The sequence below is a fragment of the Phaeobacter sp. genome, assembly GCF_022825805.1.
Taxonomy (GTDB): domain Bacteria; phylum Pseudomonadota; class Alphaproteobacteria; order Rhodobacterales; family Rhodobacteraceae; genus Phaeobacter.
The window spans coordinates 1-8095 of the sequence record NZ_JAJDWC010000041.1 but is presented as its reverse complement, the minus strand read 5'-3'; the positions used below and the strand labels follow the sequence as shown (position 1 = coordinate 8095).

Genomic DNA, 8095 nt, shown 5'->3' with positions numbered 1-8095 from the left:
ACCTCAGACGACCGCGCCGCCGATCTGCCCGTCTGGACACATCTCTACAATTGGCACAGACCACACGCGGCCCTAAAATCAAAACCACCAATCAGCCGGTTACGATTAAATCGGAACAACCTATTGAGGCTCCACAGCTAGTCAATCATTTGGTGCATTTGCTACCTAAGACCGTTGGTGACAGCAGCTATACCCGTACTGGCGTCGCCCCCGCTGGCCCTGCAACATCTTCTGACACACATGATGACCGGGCGCTGAGATTGCGCCGTCATCTTTCTCCAAATACTCAAAATCAAAGGCCAGATCAAAATCCAGATCAAAGTCCAGTAGCGCTCAGCTGCGTTGATCCTTGGGAGAGCCCATCACCACATAGGTCGTGATCGCCGTGACATAGGGCGAGGTGCCCAGAATGTCGGTGTGAAACCGCTTGTAGCTCGGCAGATCCGCACATTCGACCCGCAGGAAATACTCGATGGTGCCAGTGATATTGTGGCACTCCACCACCTCCGGCGCCTCGGCCATGGCCCGTTCAAAAGCCTGCTGCGCCTCTTTGGTGTGCTCGCCCAGTCCGACGCCGATATAGGTGACAAACCCCAACCCCATCGCCTGACGATCCAGCACCGCACGATAGCCGGTGATGACGCCGCGGCGCTCCAGTTCCTGCACCCGGCGCAAACAGGCCGAAGGCGACAGCCCCACGCGTTCAGCCAGATCGAGGTTGCTGATACGCCCATCTCGGCTCAGCTCCTGCAATATCTGCTGGTTTATTCGATCCATTTTCATCATTGATTGCACAAATAGCGGCATCTTGCACAAAAACGCAATTTCATTCCTCATTCGGCGCGTCATTCTCCGCGTCATGACTTACGAACTATTCCTCGCGCTCGTCGCTTTTGTGTTTGGCACCGTTTTCACCCCTGGGCCCAACAACCTCATGTTGATGGCCTCTGGTGCCAACTTCGGCTTCCGCCGCACCCTGCCCCATTTGGCGGGCGTCGCTATCGGATTTCCTCTGATGATCCTGCCTGTTGGCCTGGGGGTCATGCAGCTGTTTGATCGCTTTCCCCCTTTGACCACCGTGATGACCGTCGCATCAGTGATCTATATGACCTGGCTCGCGTGGAAAGTGGCCAATGCCGCACCACCCGCAGAGGGAGAGGCAGACGCCACACCGCTGAGCTTCCTGCAGGCCTGTGCGTTTCAATGGGTGAACCCCAAGGCCTGGGCCTGGCGCTTGGGGCCATCACGCTTTATGCTGCCAGCCGCGATCTGAGCGCGATTGCATGGGTGTCAGGCACCTATCTCTGTGTCGGCTGCCTGTCGGCTTCGACTTGGACGGTGCTTGGCCAACAATTGCGCCGGCTGCTGACCAAGCCCGCACAATTGCGCGCCTTCAACTACACGATGGCCGCGGTCCTGATGGCCTCGCTCGTTGCCATCCTGCTGCAGCAGTAAACTATTTCAGCGGCAGGCAGATTTCCGTCAGCAGCTCCTCCGGAGCCACGACCTGCGGATCGTTGAGATAGATCTCGAAACACGGCTGGTCCGCAGGCTCTTCCCCGGCCTGCGGCAACCAGGAACCGAACAAATCACCATAGGCGCCGTGAATTCCCGAATATGGCCCCTTATAGGTCATCACTGCCATGCGCCCTGCGGGCAATTCGACCGCCTCCAGCCCCTCTGGCATCTGCGCCAGATCGGTCGAGGCACCCGCAAAACTGCGCAATTCGCTGTCCGGCACCTCATCCGGGATATCCAGATACACTCCAATAGCTTCGCGCATCTGCGGCCAGAGATCTCTTGAGGCGCAAATGGCTGCGAACTTCTGGAAACTGCGTCCAATTTCGCCATAGGGCCCTTTATGTGCCACCGCAGCCAGGGTGCGGGCGGGTTCATTTCGGATTTCAACGGGATACATGGGACGTCCTTTCTTCAATACATGCTGTTCCAAAGGCAGATACCGCCCGCTTTTGCGAAAGGCGCCGGGCGTGGCACCATAAGTCTCGGCAAACGCGCGCGAAAAGGACCGCATGTTGGGATAGCCCACCGAACAGGAAATTTGCTCGATCGTCTGGTCTGACTGCACCAAAGCCATCGCCGCCCGATGCAACCGGATTCGGCGCACCATCTGCGCGCAGGTCTCTCCGGTCAGCGCCCGAAACACCCGGTGCCAGTGAAAGCGCGACATCGCCGCGACATCCGCCAGAGCTTCCAGCGAAAGATCCCCAGCCGGATTGTCGTAGATGTAGGTCAACACCCTGAGAATACGGTCTTCATACGATTGGGCCATTCAAACCAAGTCCTTTTCTGCCGCTCTCTGAATGCCACAGGCCCTATTCACAAATCTTGCTGAGTTGCATCTACGGCCCGGTAAGGTCATATATCAGGCAAACCGCTCAAGTGAGACGACATGACTCAATACCTGGACTTTGAAAAACCGCTTGCCGAAATCGAAGGCAAAGCCGAAGAGCTCCGCGCATTGGCACGGGCCAATGAAGAGATGGATGTCACCGAAGAGGCCGCCGCGCTCGACAGCAAGGCCGCGCAGCTGCTGGTCGATCTTTACAAGGATCTGACACCATGGCGGAAATGCCAGGTGGCCCGGCATCCCGAACGGCCGCATTGCCGCGACTACATTGACGCGTTGTTCACCGAATTCACGCCGCTGGCCGGGGATCGCAACTTTGCTGACGACCTCGCTGTTATGGGTGGGCTTGCGCGTTTCAATGACCAGCCCGTTATGGTGATTGGCCATGAAAAAGGCTCAAACACAAAGGCCCGCATCGCGCATAACTTTGGCATGGCCCGTCCCGAAGGCTACCGCAAAGCCATCCGCCTGATGGAAATGGCCGGTCGCTTTGGCCTCCCCGTTGTGACACTGGTGGACACCGCCGGTGCCTACCCCGGCAAAGGTGCCGAGGAACGCGGCCAATCCGAAGCCATCGCCCGCTCCACCGAAATGTGCCTGAAAATCGGTGTGCCGTTGATCTCCATCATCATCGGCGAAGGCGGATCCGGTGGCGCCGTTGCATTTGCCACCGCCAACCGTGTCGCCATGCTGGAGCACTCGATCTACTCCGTTATCTCGCCCGAAGGTTGCGCCTCCATCCTGTGGAAAGACGCCGAGAAAATGCGCGAAGCTGCCGAAGCACTGCGCCTGACAGCCCAAAACCTCAAAGAGCTGGCTGTGGTTGACCACATCATCCCAGAACCGCTTGGGGGCGCGCATCGTGATACGGCCGCGGCGTTTACATCTGTGCGGGCCACACTGGCGGATATGCTCAAGGAACTGGGTGACAAGGACGCCGCCGAGTTGATCAAGGACCGCCGCCAGAAATTCCTCGAAATCGGCTCCAAAGGGCTGGCAGCCTGATCCACGCGTCAGGCCTGTTAAATTCATCCCCCGTCAGACACGCTCTGGCGGGGGATTTTATATGGTGACCAGAGAGCCGCCCTGCCCCGAACGCTCCGTCAGATGTCACCCGGCCAGCAGGCGCAGCCCCTGCGTCACATCCGATCGCACCGCAAGCCGCAGACCCGGTTCATCCCCGGCTTTCAGCGCCGCAATGATCAGCCGGTGGTTTTGTGGCGGCTCTGTGCGGCGCAACCGCCCATAAAGCGCGCGCATCGTCGGCCCCAGCTGCAACCAGACGGTTTCCGCCATCGCCAGCATCGCGGGGGCCTGCGCCCGCAGATACAGCGTGCGGTGAAATTCAAGATTGGTGCGAATATAACCCACCGCATCGCGTTTCGAGATCATTTCAGCCACATTCGAATTGATGCTCTGCAAGCGATCAATCAACGCCATATGGGCCCGCGGCAGCGCCCGACTGGCCAGCTCGACCTCCAGCAGCGCCCGCAGAGCGGCCAGCTCCTCGATCCGCTCATTGGTCAATTCCGGTGTCGACACCCGGCCCGACGTTGACAGGAACAACGCCCCCTCAGCCACCAGTCGGCGCACAGCTTCGCGCGCAGGTGTCATGGAAACATCGAATTCCTTGCCAATCCCTCGCAGGGTCAGCGCAGCGCCGGGCGCAAGCTCTCCATGCATGATCCGGGTGCGCAGCGTGCGATAGACCCGATCATGGGCAGCGCCTGTTGGCGGTTCAGCGGTGGGACGGACAGGCATAGACATGCAGGCTTTGTGATCACAAAACACCAGATCGTCAACACAAAGCCGTACCAAACACAGAACCGTGTCAAACAGAAAACCGTGTCTAACGCAGGCCAAAGCCCAACGCAGGCCCAAAGCCAACCTGGCGAAAACCAAAGATGATCGGAACCTGACCTGGGCAGCGCTCAGCTTTCAAACCGGAAGCGGTGCAGATCATTGCCATGGCTGCGTAACCAGCCCCGCGCCCCATCATAGTGACCATAAAGCTGCTGCACCAAATCCCAAAATGCCTGCGAGTGGTTCATTTCCTGCAGATGCGCCACCTCATGCGCAGCCACGTATCGCAGCACCTCCGGCGGCGCCATCACCAACCGCCAGGAATACATCAACGCCCCATCAGACGAACATGACCCCCAGCGGGACCGGGTGTCGCGCAGCGAGATGCGGCTGTAATTTCGGCCCAACGCAGACGCATAATGATCCGATGCAGCCGCAAGACGATCCCGCGCCAACTCCTGCACATAGCGTCGGATCCGCGCCACGGGTGTGGTGCCATCTGTGCCCTGCGGCACCACCAAGCGTCCCTCTTCCAACAGGATGCGCCGTCCCGACCCCGCTATGATGCGGCGCGGCTGCCCATCCAGCGGCAAGGTCGCACCCCATGACAGCTTCACCGCCTCCGGACGTTGGGCCAGATGCCCGCGGATCCACTCTTCCTTCTCCTGCGCAAACGCCAGGGCCTCTCCTTCCGGCACCCGCAAAGGCAGCGTCAGCGTGACACGACCGTCCAGCCCCGAAATCCGCAGACTGATCCGCCGCGCCCTGGCAGAGCGCCGCAGCGTCAGCGGAACCGGGGGATCTCCCGGCAGATGATGCTCAGACATGGCTGCCCCCTTTCGGCAAAGGCTTTGACAGCACCCGGCGCATATGGCAAGGCAACTGAATCGTCGAACCGACTCAGCAGATAATCAAGGGGATACACATGCCCAAGGAAGAATGGGGCGTAAAGCGCGTTTGCCCGACGACCGGCAAGCGCTTCTACGACCTGAACAAGAACCCGATCGTCAGCCCCTACACGGGTGAAGTGGTCGAACTGAACAACGGCAAAAGCCGCATGATCGAGGCCGACGCAGAGGATGCGGCAAGCCGCAAGGCAAAAGACACCGTCGATGCCGATGATGTGGTGCTCGATGATGCAGATGACGTCGATATGGATCTTGGCGACGATGTCCTGGACGATGATGATGACGAGGACAACGTCTCTCTCGACGAAATCGCAGACGTCGCATCTGAAGACGACGATTCCTAAAGGAATCAGTGATTTGGAGGGGGTCAGCTGACCCTCTCCAACCGCCGCTCCGGCACAGGAAAAAAATCCGATTGAGATGCATTTTCCGCTTGCGGCGCGGGCCCCGGTCCCGTAAATCACCGGCACACGATACGAAACACACCGTTTGCGTATCTGGTTTGGGGCCTTAGCTCAGCTGGGAGAGCGCCTGCATGGCATGCAGGAGGTCAGCGGTTCGATCCCGCTAGGCTCCACCAAACACCTCCTAAGTACTTGATGTTGCAGGAGGCCATTGAAATCAAATAGCTTTATCTTCCCGAGTGGTACACATTGGTGGTACACACGAGGTGTGGAAGACTTGTCTGCATATCCCGGCCTAGTTCGAAAGCCGAGCGGTGTTTACGCCGTCCGAATGCGCATACCGCAAGACATTGCAGCGCTGATTGAGGATGATCCATCGGTCTGGAAAGCTCTTGCCGTGAACCCGGGTGCACGGCTGAGTAAATGGCGAGATGCGCTGACCAGTACAAAGCGCGGCCAGCCGCTCAGCGTGAAGAAGGAGTTCAAGCGGACACTTAATGTGCGCAAACTCACCGATGCCAAGGCCCCCCTACTTCGCGCTCCGCAACGAACTGGAAGCGGCATTCCAAGTCATCCGCTCCGCCTATAGTCACGAGCCGGTCGCTGCGACTGAGCAAGACCTGACTGCACTTTCCGAAGCTTACTTTGCACAGATCGAGGCTGATGCGGAACGCAACGCAACCGAGCTACTTGGTGATCCCGAGGCGCAGAGAGCGGCGCTAAACAACACGCTGGAGGACATCGCGGTTATCCAGAACGGCGACACATCGGCCTTGGGCCACCTACTGTCGAGCAAGGAGCAAGGGCTGGGCTGTGGTCACACCGGAACTTGCAGCGGGGGCCTCTCGATCTGATGCAAAGGAAGCCCTAGCGGCCCTGAAGGCGTTCTATGAGATGAACCTCAAGGGCAGCAGGTCACCTTACTTTGACAACAACAGATATGCCGCCGTGACATGCAGACGCAAAGCTGTTGACGACCAGCATCTTGTGGGCTGCATTCTTCAGTCGTTCTCCAACCCTTCCAGTTGGGATGTGTTTGTCGTGGGCAGGCTTCAGAATGGGCAACTGGCAGTCGCACCCATTGACGGCTTGGCATCCAGTCACATCACGAGCGTTGGCGATTTGAAGTCCTTTCAAGCCCCCGACGCCCCAAAAGCGCGCCTTGCCGAGTTCGCAGGACAGATTGATCAGTCAGCAGTAGATGCGCTGTTTCACTGACCTCGCTCGAAAATGAACCCGGGTGCAAAGGCTACGGATTGCGTGCGCGCATCGAACTGCACAAGCAACACCGCTCTTTGCACCCTCTCGACTTGGGGCCCAATATGAAATCAACCTTCTGGGAGTTGGAAAGGCTCGGGCGCATCAAGCTGTCCAAGCACTTCACGTTCCGCCAATCCCTCCATTCTGAAATCGCCGCTGCGTATGGCGTCGTCAACATGCCTGATGACGCTGAACTGGCTATTGAGATGGAGCGTGGTCTGTGCGCCAATGTGCTGGAACCCATCGTATCTGAGTTCGGCTCTATCATAGTGCGCTCTGGCTTTCGCTCTGCAAGCCTGAACGCGCTGGGGCACAGGCTGGGCCTCAAATGCGCCAGCAACGAAAAGAACTACGCCGCACATATCTGGGATCACCGCGATGCGAACGGCAACGCCGGTGCCTCTGCCTGTATCGTCGCTCCTGCCTTCAACGAGGGCCATACGGGCCTTGGGGACTGGCAGGAGTTCGCAGACCATCTGATGGCCTCGCTGCCCTGCACAGAGCCTAAGCGGTTCAAGAATGACAACACGTTCAACATAGGCTGGAAGCAACCGCCCAGCGCACGGGCGCAGACCCTTCCCGGTTCTCTATAGGGCGGGGGTTGTGGGACACGAAGACCGGCAGTGAATACGCGTCCCTAAACTATTGCTATTGCGTTTAGGGACAAATTCCTGTATTCTCTTAGAGAAATAGGGACGATGTGCCATGCTGGTAGGATATGCACGGACAAGCACCGTTGATCAGGTTGCAGGCTTTGAAGCTCAAAAGCGTGATCTTCATGAGCTGGGGTGCGAAGAGATATTCGAAGAGCAGGTGTCGTCTGTCGCCCAGCGCGTTGAATTGAATGCGGCGCTGAAGTTTGTTCGCAAGGGCGACACGCTGGTGGTGACAAAGCTGGACCGCCTCGCGCGATCAACCCAGCACCTTCTGAACATCGTAGAAGAGCTGGATGATAAGGGCGTCGGCCTTCGCATCCTCGACTTTGGCGGCTCTGACTTGGATACTAAGTCGCCTGCCGGAAAGATGATGTTGACCATGTTTGGGGCGATGGCTGAGTATGAACGGTCCTTAATGCTCGAACGTCAACGCGAAGGGATCAAGAAGGCGCAAGACGATGGCCGCTATGGTGGGCGGAAACCGGTTGCCCCTGAGAAGGTTGAACAAGCCATCGCGTTGAAGGCACAGGGCGTCAAACCGCCTGATATTGCAAAGCAACTGTCGAGAACATTCTGAATTGTCCGGTGTAGGTAACATGCCAATTGTCCGCTTCAGTTAGTACCGCAGCAGCCCAAATCGGAACGAGCCGTAGGCGACTGGAGATTTGGGCTGCTGCGTTCGCACGCGTCGAAGCG

10 protein-coding genes, 1 tRNA gene and 2 pseudogenes are annotated in these 8095 nt (G+C 58.3%); 9 read left to right on the top strand and 4 right to left on the bottom strand.

Going from position 1 to position 8095, the window contains the following annotated elements; genetic code table 11:
* Positions 1-141, top strand: a pseudogene (locus tag Q0C28_RS04410) (IS481 family transposase); the annotation flags it as partial.
* A 192-nt stretch (positions 142-333) separates the two neighbouring features.
* Here Q0C28_RS04410 and Q0C28_RS04405 read toward each other — a convergent pair.
* Positions 334-786, bottom strand: a complete 453-nt coding sequence (locus Q0C28_RS04405) for an Lrp/AsnC family transcriptional regulator (protein WP_293573438.1) — start codon at positions 784-786, stop codon at positions 334-336.
* Between the two features lie 73 nt (positions 787-859).
* Between Q0C28_RS04405 and Q0C28_RS04400 the strand changes: the two are divergent.
* Positions 860-1455: pseudogene (locus tag Q0C28_RS04400) on the top strand (LysE family translocator).
* A gap of 1 nt (position 1456) precedes the next feature.
* Here Q0C28_RS04400 and Q0C28_RS04395 read toward each other — a convergent pair.
* A complete protein-coding gene (locus Q0C28_RS04395) occupies positions 1457-2290 on the bottom strand; it encodes a GyrI-like domain-containing protein (RefSeq protein ID WP_293573437.1) in 834 nt (277 codons plus the stop codon).
* Between the two features lie 120 nt (positions 2291-2410).
* On the opposite strand from Q0C28_RS04395, the gene Q0C28_RS04390 reads away from it, so the two are divergent.
* A complete protein-coding gene (locus tag Q0C28_RS04390; protein ID WP_293573436.1) occupies positions 2411-3373 on the top strand; it encodes an acetyl-CoA carboxylase carboxyltransferase subunit alpha in 963 nt (320 codons plus the stop codon).
* Between the two features lie 105 nt (positions 3374-3478).
* Here Q0C28_RS04390 and Q0C28_RS04385 read toward each other — a convergent pair whose 3' ends face one another.
* Together Q0C28_RS04385 and Q0C28_RS04380 are read right to left on the bottom strand one after the other, a co-directional pair.
* Entirely contained in the window at positions 3479-4135 is a 657-nt protein-coding gene (locus Q0C28_RS04385) for a GntR family transcriptional regulator (protein ID WP_293573435.1), read from the bottom strand.
* A 164-nt stretch (positions 4136-4299) separates the two neighbouring features.
* On the bottom strand, positions 4300-4998 hold the full coding sequence (locus Q0C28_RS04380) for a SprT family zinc-dependent metalloprotease (protein WP_293573434.1): 699 nt from the start codon (positions 4996-4998) through the stop codon (positions 4300-4302).
* A gap of 98 nt (positions 4999-5096) precedes the next feature.
* On the opposite strand from Q0C28_RS04380, the gene Q0C28_RS04375 reads away from it, so the two are divergent.
* The 6 genes from Q0C28_RS04375 (at position 5097) to Q0C28_RS04350 (ending at position 7976) form a co-directional block, all read left to right on the top strand.
* On the top strand, positions 5097-5423 hold the full coding sequence (locus Q0C28_RS04375) for a TIGR02300 family protein (protein WP_293573433.1): 327 nt from the start codon (positions 5097-5099) through the stop codon (positions 5421-5423).
* Between the two features lie 160 nt (positions 5424-5583).
* Positions 5584-5659: transfer RNA gene (locus Q0C28_RS04370), tRNA-Ala, on the top strand.
* A 339-nt stretch (positions 5660-5998) separates the two neighbouring features.
* The gene (locus Q0C28_RS04365) at positions 5999-6337 is read left to right on the top strand and encodes a hypothetical protein (protein WP_293573432.1); all 339 of its coding nucleotides are present in this window, start codon (positions 5999-6001) and stop codon (positions 6335-6337) included.
* Positions 6297-6701 carry a hypothetical protein gene (locus Q0C28_RS04360; RefSeq protein WP_293573431.1) on the top strand — a complete coding sequence of 135 codons (405 nt, stop codon included), beginning with the start codon at positions 6297-6299 and terminating at the stop codon, positions 6699-6701. Before Q0C28_RS04365 ends, Q0C28_RS04360 begins: the two co-directional genes overlap by 41 nt.
* 104 nt (positions 6702-6805) lie before the next feature.
* Positions 6806-7336 carry a hypothetical protein gene (locus tag Q0C28_RS04355; RefSeq protein WP_293573430.1) on the top strand — a complete coding sequence of 177 codons (531 nt, stop codon included), beginning with the start codon at positions 6806-6808 and terminating at the stop codon, positions 7334-7336.
* A 112-nt stretch (positions 7337-7448) separates the two neighbouring features.
* Positions 7449-7976 (top strand): recombinase family protein, encoded by a 528-nt coding sequence (locus Q0C28_RS04350; protein ID WP_293573429.1) that lies wholly within the window; start codon positions 7449-7451, stop codon positions 7974-7976.
* The last annotated feature ends 119 nt before the right edge of the window (positions 7977-8095 follow it).